At 71.2% G+C, this 23,742-nt stretch carries 20 protein-coding genes; 10 read left to right on the top strand and 10 right to left on the bottom strand.

Annotated elements, in window-relative coordinates:
* The first annotated feature begins 338 nt into the window (after positions 1-338).
* Entirely contained in the window at positions 339-1,097 is a 759-nt protein-coding gene (locus ADL25_RS17990) for a DUF3152 domain-containing protein (RefSeq protein ID WP_234380955.1), read from the top strand.
* A 676-nt stretch (positions 1,098-1,773) separates the two neighbouring features.
* Here the strand turns inward: ADL25_RS17990 and ADL25_RS17985 are convergent.
* Complete coding sequence (locus ADL25_RS17985; protein WP_059128769.1) at positions 1,774-2,301, bottom strand: winged helix-turn-helix transcriptional regulator; 528 nt, start codon at positions 2,299-2,301, stop codon at positions 1,774-1,776.
* A 57-nt stretch (positions 2,302-2,358) separates the two neighbouring features.
* On the opposite strand from ADL25_RS17985, the gene ADL25_RS17980 reads away from it, so the two are divergent.
* A complete protein-coding gene (locus tag ADL25_RS17980; RefSeq protein WP_059128768.1) occupies positions 2,359-3,909 on the top strand; it encodes an MFS transporter in 1,551 nt (516 codons plus the stop codon).
* Positions 3,910-4,149: 240 nt separating this feature from the next.
* Here the strand turns inward: ADL25_RS17980 and ADL25_RS17975 are convergent, their stop codons facing one another.
* Positions 4,150-4,653: a hypothetical protein gene (locus tag ADL25_RS17975; protein WP_059128777.1), complete on the bottom strand. Its 504-nt coding sequence runs from the start codon at positions 4,651-4,653 to the stop codon at positions 4,150-4,152.
* Between the two features lie 68 nt (positions 4,654-4,721).
* On the bottom strand, positions 4,722-5,627 hold the full coding sequence (gene dapA, locus ADL25_RS17970) for a 4-hydroxy-tetrahydrodipicolinate synthase (RefSeq protein ID WP_059128767.1): 906 nt from the start codon (positions 5,625-5,627) through the stop codon (positions 4,722-4,724).
* Positions 5,628-5,813: 186 nt separating this feature from the next.
* Between dapA and ADL25_RS49775 the strand changes: the two genes are divergently transcribed.
* The 4 genes from ADL25_RS49775 (at position 5,814) to ADL25_RS17955 (ending at position 8,393) form a co-directional block, all read left to right on the top strand.
* Positions 5,814-5,954, top strand: a complete 141-nt coding sequence (locus ADL25_RS49775; RefSeq protein WP_181923021.1) for a hypothetical protein — start codon at positions 5,814-5,816, stop codon at positions 5,952-5,954.
* Complete coding sequence (locus ADL25_RS17965; protein ID WP_059128766.1) at positions 5,951-6,634, top strand: hypothetical protein; 684 nt, start codon at positions 5,951-5,953, stop codon at positions 6,632-6,634. The genes ADL25_RS49775 and ADL25_RS17965 overlap by 4 nt, the downstream gene beginning before the upstream one ends.
* Positions 6,635-6,948: 314 nt before the next feature.
* Positions 6,949-7,629 carry an ArsR/SmtB family transcription factor gene (locus ADL25_RS17960; RefSeq protein WP_059128765.1) on the top strand — a complete coding sequence of 227 codons (681 nt, stop codon included), beginning with the start codon at positions 6,949-6,951 and terminating at the stop codon, positions 7,627-7,629.
* A gap of 29 nt (positions 7,630-7,658) precedes the next feature.
* Positions 7,659-8,393, top strand: a complete 735-nt coding sequence (locus ADL25_RS17955; protein WP_059128764.1) for an SRPBCC family protein — start codon at positions 7,659-7,661, stop codon at positions 8,391-8,393.
* Positions 8,394-8,465: 72 nt separating this feature from the next.
* Here ADL25_RS17955 and ADL25_RS17950 read toward each other — a convergent pair whose 3' ends face one another.
* Positions 8,466-10,292 (bottom strand): endonuclease/exonuclease/phosphatase family protein, encoded by a 1,827-nt coding sequence (locus tag ADL25_RS17950; RefSeq protein ID WP_059128763.1) that lies wholly within the window; start codon positions 10,290-10,292, stop codon positions 8,466-8,468.
* A 316-nt stretch (positions 10,293-10,608) separates the two neighbouring features.
* Here ADL25_RS17950 and ADL25_RS17945 point away from each other — a divergent pair, with 316 nt between their 5' ends.
* The 3 genes from ADL25_RS17945 (at position 10,609) to ADL25_RS17930 (ending at position 15,925) form a co-directional block, all read left to right on the top strand.
* On the top strand, positions 10,609-12,036 hold the full coding sequence (locus ADL25_RS17945; protein WP_059128762.1) for a hypothetical protein: 1,428 nt from the start codon (positions 10,609-10,611) through the stop codon (positions 12,034-12,036).
* A gap of 341 nt (positions 12,037-12,377) precedes the next feature.
* Positions 12,378-13,829 (top strand): alkaline phosphatase PhoX, encoded by a 1,452-nt coding sequence (locus ADL25_RS17940; protein WP_059128761.1) that lies wholly within the window; start codon positions 12,378-12,380, stop codon positions 13,827-13,829.
* A 512-nt stretch (positions 13,830-14,341) separates the two neighbouring features.
* Positions 14,342-15,925, top strand: coding sequence for a TROVE domain-containing protein (locus ADL25_RS17930; protein WP_059128760.1), 1,584 nt, complete (start codon positions 14,342-14,344; stop codon positions 15,923-15,925).
* Positions 15,926-16,069: 144 nt separating this feature from the next.
* On the opposite strand, the gene ADL25_RS17925 is transcribed toward ADL25_RS17930, so the two are convergent.
* Positions 16,070-17,521 carry an MFS transporter gene (locus ADL25_RS17925; protein WP_059128759.1) on the bottom strand — a complete coding sequence of 484 codons (1,452 nt, stop codon included), beginning with the start codon at positions 17,519-17,521 and terminating at the stop codon, positions 16,070-16,072.
* 155 nt (positions 17,522-17,676) lie between these two features.
* On the opposite strand from ADL25_RS17925, the gene ADL25_RS17920 reads away from it, so the two are divergent.
* Positions 17,677-18,243 (top strand): TetR/AcrR family transcriptional regulator, encoded by a 567-nt coding sequence (locus ADL25_RS17920; protein ID WP_059128758.1) that lies wholly within the window; start codon positions 17,677-17,679, stop codon positions 18,241-18,243.
* Between the two features lie 60 nt (positions 18,244-18,303).
* Here the strand turns inward: ADL25_RS17920 and ADL25_RS17915 are convergent, their stop codons facing one another.
* The 5 genes from ADL25_RS17915 to ADL25_RS17895 form a co-directional block, all read right to left on the bottom strand.
* Positions 18,304-19,509: a TerD family protein gene (locus ADL25_RS17915; RefSeq protein WP_107116636.1), complete on the bottom strand. Its 1,206-nt coding sequence runs from the start codon at positions 19,507-19,509 to the stop codon at positions 18,304-18,306.
* A gap of 94 nt (positions 19,510-19,603) precedes the next feature.
* Positions 19,604-20,593 (bottom strand): zinc-dependent alcohol dehydrogenase family protein, encoded by a 990-nt coding sequence (locus tag ADL25_RS17910; RefSeq protein WP_059128756.1) that lies wholly within the window; start codon positions 20,591-20,593, stop codon positions 19,604-19,606.
* A complete protein-coding gene (locus tag ADL25_RS17905; RefSeq protein ID WP_059128755.1) occupies positions 20,590-21,435 on the bottom strand; it encodes a carbohydrate ABC transporter permease in 846 nt (281 codons plus the stop codon). The genes ADL25_RS17910 and ADL25_RS17905 overlap by 4 nt, the downstream gene beginning before the upstream one ends.
* Entirely contained in the window at positions 21,432-22,370 is a 939-nt protein-coding gene (locus ADL25_RS17900; protein WP_059128754.1) for a carbohydrate ABC transporter permease, read from the bottom strand. The genes ADL25_RS17905 and ADL25_RS17900 overlap by 4 nt, the downstream gene beginning before the upstream one ends.
* The gene (locus tag ADL25_RS17895) at positions 22,367-23,737 is read right to left on the bottom strand and encodes an ABC transporter substrate-binding protein (protein ID WP_059128753.1); all 1,371 of its coding nucleotides are present in this window, start codon (positions 23,735-23,737) and stop codon (positions 22,367-22,369) included. The genes ADL25_RS17900 and ADL25_RS17895 overlap by 4 nt, the downstream gene beginning before the upstream one ends.
* Positions 23,738-23,742 lie beyond the last annotated feature (5 nt).

Here is a 23,742-nt window from a genome sequence, read left to right as displayed (position 1 = left end):
ACACCACCCCCCAGGTCATCCGTTCGACAGGGGGCAACAGCCATGCCGGGCCCGGAGGCCAGCGGCCCTCTTGCAGGACCGCAAAGAAGATAACGGGGTGAGAGGTCACTCGTTACCGTTTCGTGATGATGTGAGCTCATGGCGATCATCTGAAATGACCAGTTTGAGCTGCCATGTATTCGGCACGAGAGCGGGAATCCGCACCGCCCACCGGCAGCGCCGTGGCCTTCGAGCGTGGTGGCCGTCAGGGCCGGTCCTCCCACCGTGGTGGCAGTCGGCACCGGTCCTCCCAGGGCAGGCGGCGTCCGCGCCGCCGCGGCCGGAGATTTCTGGTCGGCATGCTGGTGGCTGCCGGCCTGCTCGGGTCCGTGACGTACTTCCTGGACAGCGGACGAAGCGATGCGTCGAGCGGTGCGCCGCGCCCGCGGAACACGGGGCACACCGCCCCCGCACACCGTCCGACCGCCACGCCCACCCCGACTCCCACGCCCACTCCGACGCCGACCCCCACCGAGATCGACGTCCCCGCGACCGGCAGTGGCAGGTTCGTGACCGCGCAAGCCGGCGGGGCGAAGGTCGGTCACGGCCCGAAGCCGCTGCGCTATGTGGTGGAGGTCGAGACGGGGCTGGACATCTCGCCGGCGCGAGCGGCGAACGAGATCGCCGAGATTCTCGCCGCTCCACGGGGTTGGACCCACAACGAGGCCTACGCCTTCCAGTTGGTGGGCGAGGGAGCCGCCCACGATCTCACGGTGAAGATCGCGACACCGGGAACGGCGGACGCCCTGTGCTGGACGGGCATCCACCAGGACACCCGAGGCGAGTACAACTGCGAGGTCGCCGGCGGTGTCGTGGTCAACCTCAAGCGCTGGGTCGAGGGCTCGCCCACGTTCGACGGCCCGATCCACGACTACCGGGCGCTGATCATCAACCACGAGATGGGGCACTTCCTGGGCTATACGCACATGACCTGTGCGGGCCCCGGACAACTGGCCCCCGTGATGATGCAGCAGATCAAGGGTCTGCGCGGATGCATCGCCAACGCCTGGCCCTACGACAAGAACGGCCGCTTCGTCTCCGGCCCGCATGTGATCTGAACCGGCGGCCGCTCCCGGCGGCGCTCTGCTCGCGGACCCGCCGTCACGGTTCGGTCATGCGTTGAGCCGGTGGCCGTGAACCGCGGGCGCCACGGTGAAGCCAGTGACGACCCCGTCGCCGGCCGGGCCATCGGGCGCTCACCGTGCCGTGTTCCCGGTGCGCCGGTCCGTCGCCGTTGGCGAAGTCCCACGATTCCGCGGTTCCCACGGCCCGTGGGCACCATCCCGCGCGGTTCGGAATCCGGCGGTGGTGGGTCTGCTGCTGCCCCGGCTGCGGCTCGCGGAACCGGCACCGAGTCGGCATCCCACCCGGCGGGTGCAGGGAAGTCCTCGGCCGGGTCGTCGGCGCCACCCTGGGCGTGGTCGTCTCCGCCGTCAGTCCGGCTCGCCTTCGGAGCGCCGGTCGCCGGGGTCCTCGTGGGTCCACTGGCCGGGCTCTGCCCTTCGCTGCGGGCCTCCCGCAAGGAGCCGGTCGACGCGCCGCGTTCCTGAGCATCCCTACCCGCCGGGGGAGATCCACGGCGCCCGGACGGCCGTCTTCGGCACATCACCGTGGCCGTCCGGCGCCCGGGCCCGGGGACGAAGGGCCACGGCGCGGGCGCCCGGCGGTCCAGGGGCTCGTGCCGTGCGGGCCCGGGTCATCGCCGTGCGGCGGGACGGTGGGTGCGCGGCGCCGTCAGAGGTCCTCGCGTTCCCCGTCCGACACGATCCGTGCGACCGCGTCCTGCAGCCCCACGGGGTGGCCCTTCGTGCACTGCACCACGGCGTTGAGCGGGCTTCCGCAGTCGGCGTGGACCAGTTCGACGCCGGCTCGGTCGCCGAGCTGCGCGCCCCACTCCATCAGCGCCACGAACACCGGGAACAACGACCGGCCCAGATCGGTGAGTACGTACTCGTACCTGGTCCGCTGGCCCGGTTCCCGGTAGGGGTGCCGCTGCAGCAGGCCGGCGTCGACGAGGCGCTTGAGGCGCTGGGAGGTGACGGCCTCGGTCAGGCCGGTGTGCCGGGCGAGTTCGTCGAAGCGCCGTCCGCCGTAATAGACCTCGCGCATCAGCACCATCGCGGAACGGGTGCCGACCAGTTCCAGGGCGCGCTCCATGCGGCACCAGCCCTCTGCACTCCAGGCGCCGCGGTCGGCGAATCGGCCGGACCGCGTGATCACGGCCTCGACACCGGGCTCCGGCACTCCCGTGGACTCCGACATGTCGATCACGCTCCCTCTGGCTGCGCATTTGTATAGTCAGCGTGCTACCTTCTGGCTATGGTTTCCACTAGCCAGGGTAATGTCCTCGCAGAACAGCACTCTGCACCCACCGCCCCGAACCGACGGAGGTGGTGGGCCCTCCTGGTCCTCTGCCTCGGCGTGATGATGACCTTCGTCAACGTGTCGTCGACGATCTCCGCGCTGTCCCCGCTCCAGGACGACCTCCACATCTCCTCCAGCACCCTGGTCTGGGTGAGCAGCGCCTTCAGCCTCGCCGTGGTCAGCCTGGTGCTGTCGGCCGGCACCCTGAGCGACCTCCTCGGGCGGCGGCGGGTGTTCTGGGCGGGCGTGGCGCTCTTCACACTGGGGAGCTTCATCGCCTTCCTGGCGGGGAGCGCCGGACTCCTCATCGCGGCCCAGGCCCTGATGGGCGTCGGTGCCGCCGCCGTCCTGCCCGCGAGCCTGGCGATCGTGAGCCACACCTTCGCCGATCCCCATGAGCGGACCGGGGCCATCAGCATCTGGGCCAGCTGCGCCGGCCTCGGGCTGGCGATCGGGCCGGTGGTGGCGGGCGTGCTGCTGGACCAGGTGTCGTGGCACGCGGTTTTCCTCACCGACGTCGTCATCGGTCTGATCACCCTCGTCCTCACTCCGCTGCTGGTGAGCGAGAGCAGGCATCCGACGCGCCGGTTCGACCCGGCGGGCATGGTGCTCGGCACGCTGGCGGTCGCGTCGGCGACGTACGCGATCATCGAGGGCGGTGCCACCGGCTACGCAGAGCCCACGATCATCGCCGCGTACGCGGTGTTCGCCGTCTCGCTGGTGGCCTTCGTCCGGGTCGAGCTGCGCCACGGCGATCCCATGCTGGAGCTGCGGCTGTTCAGGAACGCGTCGTTCACGACCGTGATGAGCATCGGCGCCGTCACGATGCTGGCCTTCGTCGGCATCTCGCTGCTCACCGTTCTGTACCTGGAGCGGGTCGCCCACGACAGCGCCCTGACGACCGGGGTGAAGCTGCTCCCGATGTTCGCCGCCTACATCGTCCTCAGCGCGTTCGCCGCCCGCCTGGTGCGCAGGTTCGGCATCGCCGTCACGCTCACCACGGGCCTCGTCCTGATGGGCGGCGGAGCCTTCGCGCTCCTGGCGGCCGGGCCGTTCAGCGGGTACGGCGCGATGTGGCCGGGCCTGTTCGTCGCCGGAGTGGGTTCGGCCCTGCTGGTGGCACCCTCGACGGCGGCGGCCGTCAACAGCGTGCCGCCGTTGCAGGCCGGCATGGCGGCCGCGTCGGTCAACATGTTCCGCCAGCTCGGCAGCGTCCTCGGTCCCAGCATCCTCGGCACCCTGGTCACCACCCGCTTCCCGCGGCTCCTGCACGACCGGCTGGCCTCGGCGGGAGTTCCGGCCGGGCGCGCCGACGACGTCGTGGCGGGCATCGCCCACGGGGGCACGGGGGGCCTTACGGCCTCGCTGGCGCACACGGTCTCCCTCGCCTCGCCGCAGGCCTTCACCGCCGCCCTCCACCAGGGCTGGCTGGTCGCCGGAATCGTGCCGCTCGCCATGACCGTTCCGACGGTGCTGTTCCTTCGGCGCCGCCACTCCGCCGCATAGCCGGTCCCGGAGCGGTTCCCGGCGGCGTTCCGGGCGCCGTCACAGGCCCCCAGGTCCGTGGTGCCGGGGCGGGCGGCCGAACGGCACGCAGGGCCGCTGCCGATCACGGGAGTTCGCCGGCCCGCCCCCGGTGGTCGTCGTCGAACGTCCTCCCGCGGCCCGGAGAGTGCCATGACCTCCTGGGCCGTGGGAGGACGAGCCGAGACGCGGGCCCGACCGCGTGCGTCCCGGCCCGGCGTTCTACTCCGAGACCGTTGTCGCGAACTGCGCCAGCATCGCGAAGTCGCCCTCGCGCAGCCCGACCCGGGGATCGACGTGGTACAGCAGGGCGTGGCCCGGGTGATGGCCGGTGACGTAGGACTCGTCCGCCGGGCTCTGCTCGTCGTCCACCCAGGCGAACGGGCGGCCGGCCGCGTGGGCGACGATCGCCTCGGTCTTCCAGTGCACCCCGTCGGGACGCAGTGCGAGCAGGCCGGCGCCGAAGTCGACATAAGGGAGCTCCGGGAGGCCGATGACCGGTCCGATCCAGCGGTTCGCGGCATCCATCCACGTGCTGGCCCAGCACAGTTCGTAGCCGAGACCGAGCAACGCCTCGCCGTGCCCCGGATGGAGCCACACCCGAAGGGCGCGCCCGGGGTGGAGGGCGACCCGGATCGTCGTATACCCGTCGGGGCGGCGCTCGGGCTCGGCCGCCCACGGATTGAGGGGGCCGTCGACGTCGAGATACAGCAACGGTCGGCTCACTCCGTCAACGTACGGCAGTGCCGGCGGCGGGGCGACGGAATTCGTGTCCTGCCGGGACCTGCGCCGGATCACTCCTGGCCGGTCACTTCCAGGTAGTCCGACAGCAGTCCGTCCACCGTCCCACCGTCCGCGGGCCGCAGCGGCGGGCGGACCGGGCCGGACGGCAGACGGAGCCGGCCGAGGAGCCCCTTCGCGGTGACCGTGCCGGGAAGGCCGGCGGCCATCATCGACTCGATCAGCGGAATGGCCCGTTGCTGGAGCCGGGCGGCCTCAGCCGTCGAGCCGGCGTCGAAGGCGTCGAGGATCGCGCGGAACTGACGCGGCACCACATTGGCGACCGTGCTCACACAACCGGCGCCGCCGACCGCGTACAGCGCGAGCACCTGTTCGTCGCAGCCCGCGTAGTAGGCGAGTTCCGTACGGGCCAGCACCTTCTGGACGCCGAGCAGGTCGTAGGAGCAGTCCTTGACCCCCACGATCCGCGGGTGCCCCGCGAGCCTGAGCATCGTCGCCGGCTCGATGCGGGTGCCGGTGCGGCCGGGGATGTCGTAGAGCACCAGCGGCAGCGCGGAGGCGTCGGCGATCTCGAGGAAGTGAGCCTCGACCGCCTCCTGCGGGGGCCGGCTGTAGTACGGGGTGACCACCAGCAGCCCGTCGGCGCCCGCCCTTTCGGCCGCCAGGGCCAGTTCGACGGTGTGCCGTGTGTCCGATGTGCCGACGCCGGCCACGATCGACACCCGCGCGCCGACCGCCTCTCGCACCGCCCGCACCAGCGCGGCCTTCTCGTCGTCGGTGGTGGTCGGCGACTCGCCCGTGGTTCCGGACAGCACCAGGCCGTCGCAGCCCTCGGCCACGAGCCGTTCGGCCAGCACCTGAGCCCCGTCGAGGTCGAGGTCGCCCGTCTCGGTGAAGGGCGTGACCATGGCGCAGAGGACGCGGCCGAAGAGAGCGGAGGCGCGTGCGGGTGTCGTCATGGGACCAGTTTCGGCAGGACAACCGTGAAGCTCCACTTAATTCTTCTACACGCTATTCCTTAGCATCGCTGTGCGAAAGGGGGCTCGAACGGAGCACGGCGAGGGGCGCGAAGGGTCGGGCACTGGTGCCGAGTCGCTCCCTGTGGGCCACCATGGTCGGGACGGTCACCAACAGCGGGAGGCGTCATGAAGCTGGGCAAGGCACTCGCCACCGGGTTCGCGGAGGAACGCCCGGAGGACCACGAGGAACAGTCCGATGTCGAGGTCCTCGAATCGCTGGAGGAGTCGGCTGCGCCCGCTTCCGAAGAGGTCCCGGTCACGCGATGAGGCTACGGCTGCCCGAGGAACGTCCCGCGGAGCCGCCGACCGGATACAAGATCGCCCACCCGGTGCTGTCCCATGACGGCGGCCGGGTGGGGTTCGTCGGCGTGTCGCTCGGTGGTGCGCTGCCCTACGGCGTGGTCGGCGAGGCCCGGTGCGTCTACGGACTGCGGCACCGTGCGCCGCACCGGCGCTGTGACTGCGGCTTCCACTGTGTGCACGACCGCGCGCAGGCCGAGGGGCTGCTGTGCACCGCGGAGCACCGGGCGGCCGTTCTTCTCGAGGTCGCCGTCCTCGGCGCCTACATCCGCTTCGAGCGCGGATTCAGGTACGCGCGCCAGCGGGTGCGGGCCATGACGGTCGGCGCGTGCGTGCGATCGTGCGGGGCGGCGGCCGCGTCGTTGGCCGAAGCGGACTGGGGGAGGCCGGGCTGGCGCGCGCTCCAGGCGACCTGTGCGGACTGCGCGCGCGGCCGTGTGTCGGTGTCGCTCGCGGCCTTCGCACGCCTGGCGGGGGAGGGCCTGCGGGTGCGGGCCGGACAGGGCGCCGCGCCCCCGCCCAGTGGCGCCGGCGTGGACGAACTCGCCGCTGAGGCGGCCTTTCTGCAGGCCCGACTCGACTGGTTCCAGACCCGGTTGACGCGACTGGAGGAACGCGGGTCGACGGGGCAGGACCTCGGGTCGTAGCGCACGTCGGCGGCGGCCGCGCGCCCTGAACGCGCGGTGAACCGTGAGCGAGGCCGGGTCGCGGCCGTACGACGTGCCGGTTCCGGCCCCGCCCGCCGCCGTGTCCTGCCGCCGTACCCCGCGCCTCCGTGCCGTTGCGCACTCCACCCCTCCCGCGGACTCCGCCCGGTCGACGGGGACGGCTGTGCGCCCGGCCCCATGTGACCTTCGACGGACCGTACGGTCCGGACCCCGACGCTCGATGTACCGCGACACCCTTGACCGAAAACTCGCCCAGTCTGGGCAAAAAAAGTTTTCGGTGGGAAGCTGAAGCCATGTTGGACGTCACCGTGATCGAGGACCCGGAAGCGGCGGCCGTGTCGCTGGATCCGATCAGGTCCCGGCTGCTCGCCGAGCTGGCGGCGGGCCCCGCGTCGGCCGCCATGCTGGCCGGCAAGGTCGGGCTGCCCCGGCAGAAGGTGAACTACCACCTGAAGGCACTGGAGCGGCACGGCCTGGTCGAGCTGGCCGGCGAGCGCCGCAAGGGCAACGTCACCGAGCGGCTGATGCGGGCCACCGCGGCGTCGTACGTGATCAGCCCGCTCGCCCTCGCTTCCGTGCAGCCCGACCCGGACCGGTTCCGCGACCAGCTCTCCGCCCGCTGGCTGCTGGCCCTCGGCGCCCGCCTGGTGCGGGACGTGGGCACGCTGATCACCGGCGCGGCCCGAGCCCACAAGCGCCTCGCGACCTACGCGCTGGACGGCGAGGTGCGCTTCGCCTCCCCCGCCGACCGTGCCGCGTTCATCCAGGAGCTGACGGCCGGAGTCGGCGCCCTCATCCGCAAGTACGACGCCCCGGACGCCGAGGGCGGCCGTGACCACCGGATCGTCGTGGCCGTTCACCCCACGGTCGCACCGCAGGCCCCCGATCCTCGGGCGGACGAGGACCCGGCCGTCGAACCCGAGGACGGCGAGTCCCGGCCGCCCCAGCCTCCCCCGGCCGAACTCACCGACTGACACGCCCCATTCACGCGCAGGAGCCCACCATGTCCAAAGAATTCGAGATCGCCCGCGAGTTCGAGGTCGACGCCACACCCGAGCAGGTGTGGGACGCCTTCACCACCGGCACCGGAGGCTGGCTGTGGCCGATGGACGCGCCCGAGCCGCGGGAGGGCGGCACGGGACCCTTCGGATCCACGGTCGTCACCTGGGATCCGCCGCACCGGTACACCAACCGTGTCGCGAACGTGGAGGGCATCGCCGAGCAGACGCTCAATCAGCTGGACTACACGATCGAGCCGCGCGAGGGCGAGCGGCACGCCTGGGTGCGGTACGTGCACAGCGGCATCTTCGTCGAGGACTGGGACAACCAGTACGACGGCGCCGACAAGCACACGGACTTCTACCTGCACACCATGCGCGAGTACCTGACCCACTTCGCGCCGCGTCCGGTCGCCTTCACGACCCTGGACGGTCCCGAGGCGTCCAAGGCGGCCGACGCGCTCAGCACCGCGGTGCGCGGACTGGGCCTCGCGGAGGACGTCCCCGCGGGCACCACGGTCGAGGTGCGGGGCCCGGACAAGGGGCTCTTCCCGGCGGTGGTCGACTACCACAACCCGTACTTCCTCGGACTGCGCTCCGACGACGCGCTCATCCGCGTCTTCGGCCGCAATCACTGGGGCGCCCCGGTCGGCATCAGCGTCCACGACTTCGCGCCCGGCGCCGACGCGAAGGCCGACGCGGCCGCCTGGCAGCGCTGGCTGGACGAGGTGTTCGCCTGACCCCGGAGCATCGGAGGAGCCCGGCCCCCGTCGGGGGCCGGGCTCGTCGCCGTCTCGGGCCGCGGGCCGGAACTACGGCCGGAACCGCAGCACCTGCGGGTCGTGGTCGCTGATCTGGTCGTGGAACTCCGAGTTGATGTGCACGCTGTCGTAGTCGAAGTCGCAGCCACGGCGGATCGACGGACTGACCAGGATCTGGTCGAGGACCTGGCTGTTGCCCTGGTAGTCGTACGTGTAGCGCTCGCTCCTGGGCAGCGACTTGATCGCCGACCACAGGTCGCCCTGACCCTCGAGGATCTTCGTGGTGTCGGAGAACTCGAAGTCGTTCATGTCGCCGAGCGTGACGACGTCGGCGTTGCCCTGCTTGGCGAGGATGTCCTTGACGAAGGTGTTCACCTCGGTCGCCTGCAGGTGGCGCTGAGTCTCGGAGCTGCGCGACGGCGGCTGGTACTGCGCGGTCAGCGGCTGGTCGCCGCCCTTGGAGGTGAGGTGGTTGGCGATCACGAAGACGGTCCGCCCGCGGAAGACGAACTCGCCGGCCAGCGGCTTGCGGCTGTTCGTCCAGGCCTCGCCGGCCGGATCGATCCGGCCGGGGGAGGCGGTCAACTGCGCCTTGCCGTGCACCTTGGTGACGCCGACGGCGGTCGTGGAGTCGCCGCCCGGGCGGTCGGTGAAGGAGACCCGGCCGGGGTTGAAGAGGAAGACCTGGCGGATGTTGCCGCCGGGCTCGCCGCCGTCCTGGTCGTTGACCGGGTCGATCGAGCGCCACTCGTACCTCGGGCCGCCCGCCGCGACGATCGCGTCGATCAGCTTGTTCACCGTCAGGCTCGCGCCGACCGTGCCGTCGTCCGTGGCGCCGTTGTCGTCCTGGATCTCCTCCAGGGAGACGATGTCGGGCGACCGGAGGTTGTTGACGATCGCGGAGGCGTGGGCCGCGAAGGTGGTGTCGGCCGGGTCCAGGTTCTCCACGTTGTACGTCGCCAGTGCCAGCTCGTCGCGCGACTGCCTGCGCGTGGTCTCCCGCTGCAGGCCACCGCTCTTCAGGGTGCCGATCCGGTTCGCCACCAGGGTGTAGCCGCCGAACTGGTTGAAGTCCATCGGCCCCGCGGTCGGGCCGGTGAGCGTGTCACCGACATCGGCCGTCGGGAAGTCGGCGGCCGGGCCGAGCGACTGGATCTGCAGCCGGCCCGTGTTCTGGGAGTCGTAGGAGCCGTAGACCGTGCCGCCGCGGCGGTCGGCGTTCTCGTGCGGCTTCACCGTGACCCACAGCTCGGTGTAGGGATCGGTGGCGGTGACGACGCGGGTGTCGGAGACCTGGACGTTCATGCCCTCCAGGGACTCGTAGTAGTCCAGGGCGTACTTCTGCGGCCGCAGGGCGAGGCCGTTGATCGAGCCGTTCGCGGCCTTGTCGCCTGCCGGGTTGTACCGGTCCGGCACCGACCTCGCGTCGACGACGACCGGGGCCGGGACCGCGTTGCCGCCGGAGAGCACCGTCACCGTCGGCTTGGTGATCTCGGTCACCGACTGGTTGCCGGTGGAGGCGCCGCCGGGGACGTACTCCGAGACGGTGCCCGTCACGGTCACCGAGTCACCGACGGCGACCTTCGGGGTGGAGCTGGTGAAGACGAATACGCCCTCGCTCGTGGCCGGGTCGTTGTCAGGGGTGGGGTCCTGGATCCAGAACCCCCTGGACGAGCCGTAGGTGCGCACACCGGTGACGATTCCGGCCACGTCCGTGACGGTCCGGCCCGCGAGCGGCGACGTCCGGGTGGTGCCCTGGATGTCGTGGATGCGCACGGTGTCCGCGTGTGCGGGCGTGGTGAGCACCACGCCGGAGACGGTGGTGCAGACGGCGGCGACGGTGAGCGCGGCGAGGCGCGAGGAAGACTTGCTCGGCAACGGAATCCCTCCGGGGACATACGTGGGTGCCGGGACGAAGGTGGAGTACGGGGCCGCGGCCGGCGGGCGGCGCGACGCGCGTAGAAGCGCCGGTCCTCCGGCCCCTCGACGGTGCCGGTGACCCTCGGTGAACAACTGTCCGCCGACTTCTACGCGCGTCAATCTCCTGTGTGCGTGGGGCAGTTGTCAAGGTTTCGGCCATGTATGACTGCTGACCGGGAGATGAACCGGGCGGCATGGGTGGAAATCCGTCTAGGCTGAGCCTGTGTCCGAGGCGCCGCCCCGGACACCACGTAGGCCCAAGGAGACCCAGCCGATGTCAGACAGCTCCCTCTTGCCGCCGGTTCGGCTGCACTCCGAAGCGGAGCTCGCGCGGGACGCGCTCGCCACACCGCTGCTCTCCCGAGCCGCGCGGCTCGCCCGCTGGGCCGGTCCCGGGACACGCGTCGGTGCCGGGGGCGAGCTCGCCGAGGACCAGTTGCCCGGCGCGGCCGAGGTGCTCGGGCTGACCGGCGAGGACGCCGCCGCACTCGCGAGCGAGGCCTGGCGGGTCGCCGTGGACAGCGGTCTCGTCGAGATCGCCGACGAGGACGAGGGGACGGTCACCACGGGGGCGGGCCTCGCGCTGCTCACCTCGGGCAGCCCCGGCGACGTGCTCGGCGTCTGGCTCGACGCGCTCGAGGCCGTACTGGCCGACGCGAGCGTCCCCGATCTCGACGACCTCGTCGACGCCATGGGGGAGGGCGGCGAGATCGACTTCTCCTCCCTCGACTGGGACCCGGATGCGGAGGCCGAGTTCCTCGACGGCGTGCTGGCCAACCTCTATCTGCTGACCGTCGGCGAGGAGGTGCCCGGTGGCGGCCAGGTGCCGCTGCCCGCGCTCGCCGCGTCGATGATCGTCCCCGACGACATGACGGAACCCACGAACGACGTGCTGGAACACGTGTCCGACGCCATGATGCGGCTCGACGACCAGTTCCGGATCCTCGCACCGATCGGACTCGTCGAGTTCCAGCCGGTCGACGAGGCGCTCATGGCGGACCCCGACGAGGAGCCCGCGGCTCCCGTGGACGAGACGGACGTGAGCCGCTACGGGATGGTGCGGCTGACTCCGCTCGGACTGTACGGAATGCGCACGCGCCTGGAGGAGGCCGGGATGTCCGCCCCGGCGGTGGGTGAGTTGGCGGACAAGGGCGCCGACACGCTGCTCGACGGCACGTCCGCGTTTCCGGCGGCGGCGGCCCAGGCCGAGACCGAGCAGTGGCTGGCCCGCCGTGAACCGCTCGCCGCGGCGAGGGAGTTGCTGGCCGCCGCCCGCGGCCTCGACGCCGGGGCCCCGCTTCGCCGGCTGCGCTGCCAGCAGGCGCTGTCCCTGGTCGGGGCGGAGGCGGAGACGGCGCTGCGCGAGGTGCTGGACGACGCGGAGCTGGGCGGACTTGCACGGGTCTGGCTGACCGAGCACGGAGCGGCCGACGTGCCCGCACCGCCGCAGTCCATGGTCTTCTGGCTCACCATCGACACCCTTGCCGCTCAGCTGGCGGCCGAGGGCAACTCGGCGGAGCTGCGGGCGCTGGTGGAGGGCCTTGCGGCGCAGCACAGCGGATTCTTCGCGACCGCGTGGCGGGTGGACCATCCCGCCACCGCGGAGGTGCTGGAGGCGATGGGGCGCCTGCACCCGGACAAGAAGGTGGCCAAGGAGGCCCGGAAGGCGGCGTTCAAGGCGCGCTCGCAGCAGGGTGGCTGAGCGGTCAGGGACCGCGCTCGCCGTCTGCTTCCGCCCCCCGTGCCCCGCCGGGCACGGGCCACCGGCCCTTCCGCGCCGTCCCGTACCCGGATGCCGGGGGCGGGCTGCCGCAGCGCGCCGTGCGGTGCGGGTGCGCGGCGGGCCGGGGCCCTGCGCCGTTGCCTGTCCTTGGTGCGGGTGAGGTGGCTTCAAGGGGCCCGTTTGGTGGATTCATAGAAGTTCGTCAGCCGACGTCGACCAGTGTTCAGCCGCTGTTCAGGCGGAAGCGGGAGCGTGTGCGCGCAACGAGGTCCGCGAGCCCCACCCCCCGACCGACTCACTCCCCTTCCACAGGAGACAGCATGTCGCTCACCCGCAGGGACTTCGCCCGACGATCCGCGCTCACCGGCGCCGGTGTCGCACTGGCCGGCAGCGTCGGAGCCCTCGCCACCGCCCCGGGCGCCCTTGCATCCACCGACACCGAGACCGAGACCGCCGACGGTCAGGAGGCGGACCGGCACGGCGGTGTCGGCTACGGACCGCTGATCCCCGACCCCAAGGGCGTGCTGGCCCTGCCCGCCGGGTTCCGGTACCGCGTCATCACCCACAGCGGGAAGACCACGCTGGAGTCGGGCGAGTTCACCCCCTCCAACCACGACGGCACCGCCACCTTCGACGGTCCGCGCGGCACCACCCTCCTCGTCAACAACCACGAGCTCAAGGGTCCCCGCGCCGACTGGAAGTACCCGGTGCCCCTCACCGAGGGTCTTGTCTACGACCCGGCCGCGTCCGGTGGCTGCACCGTCGTCGAGGTCCGCCACGACCACGTCGCGGAGTGGGTGGGCATCGCGGGCACGTCCACCAACTGCGCGGGCGGCAGCACCCCGTGGGGCACGTGGCTCACGTGTGAGGAGACCGAGGACAAGGCCGGTCAGAGCGGCATGACCAAGGACCACGGGTACGTCTTCGAGGTGGACCCCGAGGACCGTCGTGCCAACCGGCACCCCCGGCCCATCAAGGCGCTGGGCCGCTACGCCCACGAGGCCGTCGTCGTCGACCCCAAGCGCGGCCACCTCTACCTGACCGAGGACGCCTCCGGGCCCAACGGGCTGCTGTACCGCTGGACCCCGCCGGAGGGCTTCCACCACGGACGGGGCAGGCTGCGCACCCTTGCGGACGAGGCCGGCCGGCTCCAGGCGTTCAAGTGCTTCGACTCCGGCGGCCGGTACGTCGACGACCTCTCCCGCGCCACGAGGATCGGCACGGTGTACGGCGTCGACTGGGTCGACGTCCCCGACCGCGACGCCAAGACGGTCTCGATCCGCAGCCAGTTCGGCGCCGGCGCGGTCACCCGGGCCCGCAAGCTGGAGGGCATGTGGTGGAGCGACGGCGGTGCGTACATCGTCTCCTCGTACGCCCGTGAGGAAAGCCCCGTCCAGCATGACGGCCAGGTCTGGTTCTACGACCCCCGACGCCGGACCCTCACGCTGAAGGTCCTGCTCGGCGTGAACCCCGACCCGGCCAAGGACGGCGCCTTCGACGGTCCCGACAACATCACCGTCTCCCCGTACGGCGGTCTTGTCATCGCCGGGGACGGCGAGGGTGTCCAGCATCTGTTCGGTGCCACCGACAGCGGCCGCACCTACCCGATCGCCCGCAACGACCTGAACATCGGCACCGAGGAGGAGCCGGAGTACAGCGAGTTCACCGGCGTCACGTTCTCGCCCGACGGAAAGACCCTGTTCGCCAATATCCAGGACCCCGGCATCATGGTGGCCGTCACCGGTCCCTGGAAGCGCCAGAAGCGCGGCTGAACTCCCGCAACCAGACCGGCTCCTGCGGGACTTAATTCGTTGGCCCGGCCCGCGGCCCGCCTCCTAGAGTGATGCACGTCCAGGTGCGAAGGCAGGACCTACTTCCACTCATAATGGGGCGGCCGCGGGTTCGAGTCCCGCCACCGGTACCACGCGCCGGTGTAGCTCAGCGGGCAGAGCACCTTGTCGGTTCCGCCGGCCTCGATCTCTGGACACCACAACTTCATGCACCTCCCGGTGCGCGGGCCGCGGCTACTTCTTCTGCAAAAAGAATCCACGCCGCCGCCGACTTGATCTCGGGAGGCGCAGCACAGGACGGGTGTCCGGTGCGCAGGCAACGGTTGCTTCATGGGGTCAGAAGGTTGCGGGTTCGAATCCCGTCATCGGCTTCGCGCCGGTGCAGCTCAACTGACAGAGCATGTGACCGAACTCCGTCGCCGACCCCTGAACTCGGGCACCCTTCCTTTGCCGTGCCTCCCTCCGGAACGGAAACGAATTCGGGGGAATTCAGCATGGCGCGATTCAACACCAGGGCCGCCAAGCCGCAGCCGACATCGCGGGTCACCTCGACGGGGCGCGTGCTGCGCACCTACGAGGGCGGCCGCGGCCACGAGCGGGACCCGCGCTCGGAGCTGTTCCTGCTCGCCGTCTCGAACCTCGTCGCACAGCGGACCTTCTACGAGACCGGCGCCGACCGCGACGACCGGTTCGCCGCCCTGGTGCGCCGGCTCGCCGTCACCGACCCGTCCTGGACGGCCGGCCTGCTCGGCTGGCTGCGCGGCGAGGGGAACCTGCGGACAGCCTCGGTCGTGGGCGCCGCCGAGTATGTGAAGGCACGGCTCGACGCGGGCGCGACCGACGGCCCCGCCAACCGTCAGGTCGTCTCTTCCGTACTGCAGCGGCCGGACGAGCCCGGTGAGTTGCTCGCGTACTGGACCTCGGCGTACGGCCGGAACGTGCCCAAGCCGGTCAAGCGCGGCCTCGCCGACGCCGTACGGCGCCTCTACCACGGCAAGGCGCTGCTGAAGTACGACACAGTCTCCAAGGGCTACCGCTTCGGTGACGTCCTCAACCTGGTGCACGCTGCGCCCCATCCCGACAAGCCGTGGCAGGGCGAACTGTTCCGGTACGCGCTCGATCGCCGGCACAACCCGGACACCGCGCTGCCGCCCGCCTCGAACGCCGTGCTCACGGCGCACCGCGAGCTGATGGCGATCCCCGTGGAGCAGCGGCGCGCCGTCGTCACGGCTCCCGGCGGCGCCGAGCGGCTCGCGGCGGCGGGGATGACCTGGGAGGCGCTGGCGGGCTGGCTGCAGGGTCCGATGGACAAGGCCGCCTGGGAGGCCGTGATTCCGTCCATGGGCACCATGGCACTCATGCGGAACCTGCGGAACTTCGACGAGGCCGGGGTGTCCGACGAGGTGGCCGCACAGGTCGCCGCGCGGATCAGCGACCCGGTCGAGGTGGCGCGATCGCGGCAGTTCCCGTTCCGGTACCTCGCCGCCCACCGGCACGCGCCGTCGCTGCGCTGGTCGTACCCACTGGAGCAGGCGCTCGGTCACTCGCTGGCCAACGTGCCCGCGCTGCCGGGCCGCACACTGGTGCTCGTGGACCGCTCGGGCTCGATGTTCTACTCGCGCCTGTCGGACCGCTCCGAGCTCACCCGGGCCGACGCGGCGGCGGTCTTCGGAACGGCGCTGGCGCTGCGGGCGGCGGACGCGGACCTCGTCGAGTTCGGAACCGGAAGCAACACGGTGGGCTTCCGCAGGGGCGAGTCGGTGCTGAAGGTCCTCGGCCGCTTCGGCGACCTGGGCGGTACCGACACCACCGGGGCGGTCCGCCGTCACTACGGCGGCCACGACCGGGTGCTGATCGTCACCGACGAGCAGTACGCCCACAACCATCACGGCGACCCGACCGAGCAGGTCCCGTCTCATGTGCCGGTCTACACCTGGAACCTCGCCGGGTACCGGGCGGGCCACGGCCCGTCGGGCCGTGGCAACAGGCACACCTTCGGAGGCCTGACGGACGGCGCGTTCCGGATGGTGTCGCTGCTCGAGCGGGGCAGCGACGGTCGGTGGCCGTGGCTCGAGTGAGCGGCCCGGGCTCGCCGCGCTCCGCGCGGTGATCCGCGGGGAGCGCGGCGGCCCGCGTCGCCGCGCGGTCCGGCGCCGACGCGCCGACGGAGCCGGCCCACAGCCGCGGGGGCGCCGCCCGCCGAGCGCGGGCGGCGCCGCGTTCTAGGGGATCGGGCGCGCCTTTTGCGGCCGGGTGCCCGTGATGACGAACGCCGAGACCAGCAGCGCGGCGAACGCGATGAGGGAGCCGACCCCGAACGCGCGGGCCGCGCCGTGGGTGAGGATCTGCGCGGGGGAGCCGGCCGCGTGCCGGGTGGCCGTGCCGTAGACCGTCACCAGCGCGGAGAGGCCGAGGGTGCCGCCGAGCCACTGCAGGGTCTGGAGCAGACCGGAGGCTGCGCCCGCCTCGCGGGGCCCGATTCCGGCGAGGACGGTCGCGTTCAGGGGCATGAAACTCAGGCCGACGCCCAGCCCCATCAGCAGCAGCGGACCGAGCAGGCCGGTGGCGTAGCCGTCGCCGGGCCGCAGCCGCCACAACCATCCGGTCGCCACGGCGAGCAGGGCCATGCCGGTGAGCAGCACCGGCTTCACACCGAGCCGGGCGAGCAGCCGGGGCACGACGCGCACGGTCGTGAACATCACGAGGGTGAGCGGAAGGAAGGCGAACCCCGCGCGCAACGGGCTGTAGTGCAGGACCTGTTGACAGATCAGGGTGAGGAAGTAGAACGCGCCGAACATGCCCGCGGGCAGCAGCAGCACTCCCGCGTAGCCCCCGGCCCGGTTGCGGCTCGTGAGCAGACGCAGCGGCAGGATCGGCTGTCCGGCCCGGGACTCGATGAGGGCGAACCCCGTGAGCAGTGCCGCCGCGGCGCCGAGGTCGAACAGTGCCCAGCGGTCGGTCCAGCCCTGTTCCGAGACGCGGATCAGCGCGTGCACGAGGGAGGCCGTCCCGGCCGTACCGGTGAGCGCGCCCGCGGTGTCGAACCGCCCTGTACGGCGCGGGGTTTCGGTCACGAAACGGGGCAGGGCGACGGCGACCGCGATGCCGATGGGCACGTTGATCAGCAGGGCCCAGCGCCAGGACGCCCAGGAGGTGAGCATGCCGCCGAGGACCAGGCCGAGCGAGGCGCCGATACCGGCCATCGAGGAGTAGACGCCGAGCGCGTGGTGGCGGCGTGGGCCGTCCGGGAAGTTGGTGGTGATCAGGGCGAGGGTGCTGGGGGCGATGAGGGCGGCGCCGATGCCCTGGAGCGCGCGGGCCGCGAGCAGCCAGGAGCTGTCGGTGGCGAGACCGCCGAGGAGGGAGGAGAGGGCGAAGAGCAGGACGCCGACGGTGAGTGTGCGCCGTCGGCCCGCGATGTCGCCGATGCGGCCCCCGAGCAGCAGCAGTCCGCCGAAGGCGAGCGTGTAGGCGTTGAGCACCCAGGACAGGCCGGTGCGGCTGAAGCCGAGGTCCTGCTGGATGTCGGGCAGCGCGACATTGACGACGGTGGAGTCGACGCCGACCATCAGGTAGGCGGTGACGACGATGAAGAGGACGGTGCCGAGCCTGGCGGCTGGTGGTGGTGCAAAGAGCGCGTCGACGGTCGTGGACGGTGCGGACGGGGTGGCCATGGAGTTCTCCCGTTTCGGCGTCCCCGGGCGGGTGCGGGCGGCACGGAGGAACGGTGCGCGGCAGGACGAGCTGCCCGCGGAGATAACCGGGGACTGTCTCCGTTTAGTGCTCGATAAGATACGGAGAGGGTCCCCGGTTTGCAAGGAGTAACTGGATGTCGCAGGTCAGACCCATGCGCGCGGACGCCCGTCGCAACTATGAGCGGTTGCTGAAGGCGGCGGCCGTCGCATTCGCCGAGCACGGGGAGAACGCGTCGCTCGATGACATCGCCAAGCGGGCGGGGGTCGGATCCGGCACGCTCTACCGGCACTTTCCGACGCGTCAGGCGCTGCTGGAGGCGGCCTACGTCGACCGGATCGAGGCCATCGCCGCCCGCGCCGACGAGCTCGCGAAGGAACTGCCGCCGGGCGAGGCGCTGGTGGAGTGGCTCAACGAGCTATGCGCCGGGACCATCCAGGTACGCGGGATGAAGGCCCTGCTGGGATCGGCCGTCACGGACGGCAGTTCGCTGGCCGTCACGGCGTGCGGCACGTCCATGAAGGAGGCGGCGGGGCGCCTGGTCGAGGCGGCGCAGCGGGAGGGGACCCTGCGGGAGGACCTCGAGCCGATCGAGGTGCTGCGCCTCGCGCACGGGGTGGCGACGGCCTCGGAACTGGCCGACGGCCGGGGCGAGCACATCCGCCGCTATCTGTCGCTGCTCACCGACGGGTTGCGGCCGTAGGAGCCCGGCCGCCCGCGGGCTCCCGGATGAAGGGGAGCCCGCAGGTGTTCTGCCCGGGTACTAGAGGGCCTGGGCCGCCGGCTTCACCATGTTCCGCACCGTGCGGGCCTTGACGAAGTCGCCCATGGCCGTCATCTCCCACTCACCGGAGAACTGCCGGATGAGCTTGGCCATCATGACGCCCGTCTGCGCTTCGGCGCCGGTGAGGTCGAAGCGGACCAGCTCCTGGTCGGTGGCGGCGTCCACGAGGCGGCAGTAGGCCTTGGCGACCTCCGTGAACTTCTGCCCGGAGAAGGAGTTCACGGTGAACACGAGGCCGGTGACCTCCTGGGGCAGGCGTCCGAGGTCGACCACGATGACCTCGTCGTCGCCACCGCCCTCACCCGTGAGGTTGTCGCCGGAGTGCTTGACGGAGCCGTTCAGGATCGTCAGCTTGCCGAAGTAGCAGCTGTCGATGTGATTGCGCTGCGGGCCGTAGGCGATGACGGACGCGTCCAGGTCGATGTCCTTGCCCCGGAAGGCGGGCTCCCAGCCCAGGCCCATCTTGACCTGCGAGAGCAGCGGGCGGCCGCCCTTGACGAGGGAGACGGTCTGGTTCTTCTGAAGGCTGACGCGGCCCTTGTCGAGGTTGATCTTTCCGGCGCCGGGAACGGGGGCGGGCGGAGCCGGGGGAGCGGGGGGAGCCGGCGGGGCGGCCAGGGTGGGCGCCGGCGGGGCGGCGGGCGGCTGCATCGGCGGCGCGGCCGGGGCGACGGGCTGGGCGGGCGCGACCGGCTCCTCCACGCTGACCCCGAAGTCGGTGGCGATGCCCGCCAGGCCGTTCGCGTAGCCCTGGCCGACGGCACGGGCCTTCCAGGCGCCGTTGCGGACGTAGACCTCGACGACGACCAGGGCCGTCTCCGCGCCGAGCTGGGGCGGGGTGAAGGTGGCGAGGACGGAGTTGTCGTCGGCGTTGCGAACAGTGGCCGTGGGCTCGATGCCCTGGAAGGTCTGACCGGCGGCGTCGGGGCTCGCGGTGACGACGATCTTCTCGATACCGGAGGGCACGGAGGCGGTGTCGACCATGATGGCGTCGGGGTTCGTCCCGCCGCCCGAGCGGTAGGTGACGCCCGGCCCCGAAGGCTGGTTGTAGAAGATGAAGTCGTCGTCGGAGCGCACCTTGCCATCGGAGGTGAGCAGCAGGGCCGACACGTCGAGCCGCACCGGGGCGGCGACGTCGACCGTCACGCGAGTGGCTCCGAGCGGGATGTTCGAGCCGGGGGTCATAGCTGTCATGACCTGTGAACGAGCGGGACCGCTTTACCGTTCCCTTACCAAGGGGGCCGAACGGATGACGCGCCCGGCCCCCCTGCCCGCGACGCTACGGCACCACCACGATCTTGCGTCCCACCCCCGCCGCGAACTGCTCCAGCGCCTGCGGATAGCGCTCCAGCGGGATCCGGTCGCTGATGAAGATCTCGGGATCGAGCACACCGCCCGCGAACAGCTCCGCCGCCCGCTCGTAGCTGTGCAGCACCGCCATCGAGCCGGTGATCGTGATCTCCTGGTTGTAGATCCGGTAGGGGTCGATGGTGACCCGCGTCGCGTAGTCCGCCACGCCGAACTGCAGGAAGGTGCCCGCCTTCGCCACCCGCCCGAGGCCGTCCTGGATCGCGGCGGCGTTGCCCGTGGCGTCCACCACCACGTCCCAGCCCTGCGGACGGTCCAGTTCGTCCGCGCTCGCGGCGGTCGCCGAGACGCCCAGCCGCTGCGCGGTCTCCAGGCGTGCCGGGTTCAGGTCGACCACGTCCACGCTCGCCGCGCCCGTCCGCTTGGCCAGCTCCAGCATCATCAGGCCCATGGTCCCGGAGCCGTAGACGAGGACGTGCGCGCCGAGACGGGACTGCAGGACGTCGTAGCCGCGCACCGCGCAGGACAGCGGTTCGATCAGCGCCGCGTCCTCGGTGCGGATGTGCTCGGGGAGCTTCACGCAGTTGGCGACCGGGGCCACCGCGTACTGCGCCGCCCCGCCGGCCGTCGTCACGCCGATGGCCGCCCACCGCTCGCAGAGGTTGTTGTGGCCGGTACGGCAGTACCGGCACTCGTAGCAGTACAGCGACGGGTCCACGGCCACCTGGTCGCCGACGGACACCTCGGTGACCTGGGTCCCCACCGCGACCACTTCGCCCGCGAACTCGTGTCCCGGCACGATCGGCAGCTTGGGCGCGAACTCGCCCTGGAGGATGTGCAGATCCGTGCCGCACAGACCGCAGGCCGCGACCTCGACGACGACCTCGCGGGGCCCGGGTGCCGGGTCGGGGACCTCGGAGACGACGGCGTGGCCCACGGACTCGATGACGGCGGCCTTCATTTCACGGCTCCCAACGACAGGCCCTGGACCAGCTTGTCCTGGGCGGCGAATCCCGCGGCGAGCACCGGCAGGGAGATGACGAGCGACGCGGCGCACACCTTCGCCAGGAACAGGCCCTGACTGGTGATGAAGCCGGTCAGGAAGACGGGGGCGGTCTCGGCGACCACGCCCGTGAGCACCCGGGCGAAGAGCAGTTCGTTCCAGCTGAAGATGAAGCAGATCAGGGCGGTTGCGGCGATGCCGGGCAGCGCAATCGGAGCCACCACACGGGCCAGGACGGTCGGCAGCCGGGCACCGTCGATCTGTGCCGCCTCGATCACCGCCACCGGGACCTCGGCGAGGAACGACTGCATCATCCACACCGCGATGGGGAGGTTCATCGAGGTGTAGAGGATGACCAGGAGCCAGATGTTGTCCAGCATCCCGGCGTTCTTCGCGAACAGGTAGATCGGCAGCAGCCCCGCCACCACCGGGAGCATCTTGGTGGAGAGGAAGAAGAACAGGACGTCCGTCCACTTCTTCACCCGGCGGACGGAGAGCGCGTAGGCCGCGGGGAGGGCCAGCAGCAGGACGCACAGCGTCGACACCAGCGACGCCACGGTCGAGTTGATCAGTGCGGGCCAGGGGCTCGCCCCGCCGCCCACGCCGAAGAAGTCCCGGTAGCCGTCCAGGGTCAGGGCGGCGCCGAAGGACGGCGGGTTCGTCGCGGCGTCGGCCTCCGAGTGGAACGACGTCAGGGCCATCCAGGCGATGGGCAGGAAGAACAGCAGACCGATCAGCCAGGCCAGCAGGCCGAGGCCCGCTCCGCGGCGGCGGCGAATGCGTACGGCGACGGCGCTCATGCGCGGGACACCTCCTCGCGGAACAGGGACGACACCACGCGCAGGGCGAAGGTCGCGATGACGATGGAGCCGATGACGACCAAGACGCCGGCGGCCGAGGCGAGGCCGTTCTCGTGGGCCTGGTAGAAGCTCTGGTAGACGGTGTAGGGCAGGTTCGCGGTGCCCAGGCCTCCGGAGGTGAGCGTGAACACCGCGTCGAAGTTCTGCACGATGTAGATCGAGCCGAGCAGGGCGCCGAGTTCGAGGTAGCGGCGCAGGTGGGGCAGTGTCAGATGGCGGAAGATCTGCCAGTCGCTCGCGCCGTCCACCCGTGCCGCCTCGATCTGCTGATGGTCGCGGCTCTGCAGGCCGGCCAGCAGGATCAGCATCATGAACGGCGTCCACTGCCAGACCAGCGAGGCCTCGACCGCGAGGAGTGGGGTGTTCGAGATCCAGTCCGGCTGGGGGCCGCCCACGTAGTGCAGCAGACCGTTCAGCAGGCCGTATTCGGGGTTGTAGAGCACGTGCTTCCACAGCAGGGCGGCGGCGACCGGGACCACCAGGAAAGGGGCGATCAGCAGGGTGCGGACGATGCCCCGGCCGCGGAACCTGCGGTCCAGCAGGAGCGCGAGACCGAGGCCGAGGATCAGGCTGACCAGGACCACCGCGACGGTCAGCAGGACCGTCGTCCACACCGAGTGGCGCAGGTCGGGGTCGGTCAGGACCTGGTGGTAGTTGTCGAGCCCCGTGAAGTGGCGCGCCTTGGGGTACAGGGCGTTCCAGTCGAAGAACGAGATCACCAGCGTGGCCACGAAGGGCAGCTGGGTCACGACGATCATGAAGATCAGGGCCGGCAGAAGCGGCGCCCTGGTGGCCCAGGAGCGCAGCCGGGCGGAGGGCGGACGGGCGGTGCGTGCGGGTGTCGCGGCCATGGAGGCCGTGGTGGTGGCGGTCATCGTCCCTCGTACTCCTTGGCGATCTGCTCGGCGAGCTTCTGGGACTTGTCCAGGGCCGACTCGACGGACTGACGCCCGGCGATGGCCGCGCTGATCTCCTGGGAGACCTTGGTACCGAGGTCGGTGAACTCGGGGATGCCGACGAACTGGATGCCGGGCGCGGGGCGCGGCTGGACCCCGGGGTCGGTGGGCCGGGCGCCCTCGATGGCCTCGCGGGTCATGTCCTGGAAGGAGGCCGCCTCCTTGCGGTAGGCCGCGTTCTCGTACGTGGAGGCGCGCTTGCCTGCGGGCACGTTGGCCCAGCCGCTGGTGTCACCGACGAGCTGCTCGTACTCCTTGCCGGACGCCCAGGAGACGAACTTCCAGGCCTTGTCCGGGTTCCGTGACGCCTTCTGCAGACCCCAGGCCCAGGTGTAGAGCCAGCCGGAGTTCTGCGTCTTCTCTACCGGCGCGGGGGCGTAGCCGAGCGTGCCCTTGACGGGTGAGTCGGGCGCTTCCAGGAGGCCGGCCGCGGAGGTGGCGTCGTACCACATGGCGACCTTGCCCTGGGTCATGTTGTTCAGGCACTCGGCGAAGCCGGACTGGGCGGCGCCCGATTCGCCGTGCTCACGGACCAGGTCGACATAGAACTTCGTCGCCTTCTCGAACTCGGGCGAGTTCAGGTGCGCTTTCCAGCCCTTGTCGAACCAGGTGCCGCCGAAGGTGTTCACCACCGTGGTGAGCGGAGCCATGAGTTCGCCCCAGCCGGGCAGTCCGCGCAGGCAGATGCCCCGCATCCCGGGCTTCGCGCCGTCCGCCTTCGCGGCGAGATCGGCCACCTGCTGCCAGGTGGGGTGGGCCGGCATCGTCAGCCCCTTCTCGGCGAAGACGTCCTTGCGGTACATCAGGAACGACGACTCGCCGTAGAAGGGCTGCCCGTAGAGCTTGCCGTCGTCCCCCGTCAGGGACTGTCGCATCGGCTTGAGGACGTCCTGCTCGTCGTAGGCGCGGTCCGCGGAGACGTACGAGTCCATCTCGTGCAGCCAGCCGTTGCGGGCGTAGATCGGTATCTCGTAGTTGCTCAGGGTGGCGACGTCGTACTGGCCCGCCTGGTTGGCGAAGTCCTGGCTGATCTTGTCGCGGACGTCGTTCTCCGGCAGGACGGTGAAGTTCACCTTGATGCCGGTCTCCTTCGTGAAGTGCGCGGCGGTGAGTTTCTGCAGTTCCACCATCTGCGGGTTGTTGACCATCAGCACATTGATGGAGTTGCCGCCGGAACCGGACCCGCCCGCCCCGACCCAGCAGCCGGAGAGAAGCGGGGCGAGCAGCGTCCCTGCGGCGGCCGTGGCGAGCATCGCTCGCGGCCTCCGTCGGCTCTGGGTGCGCATGGATC

The organism is Streptomyces sp. NRRL F-5122, from assembly GCF_001507435.1.
GTDB lineage: Bacteria > Actinomycetota > Actinomycetes > Streptomycetales > Streptomycetaceae > Streptomyces > Streptomyces lannensis.
This window is presented reverse-complemented; position numbering and strand designations above follow the sequence as displayed.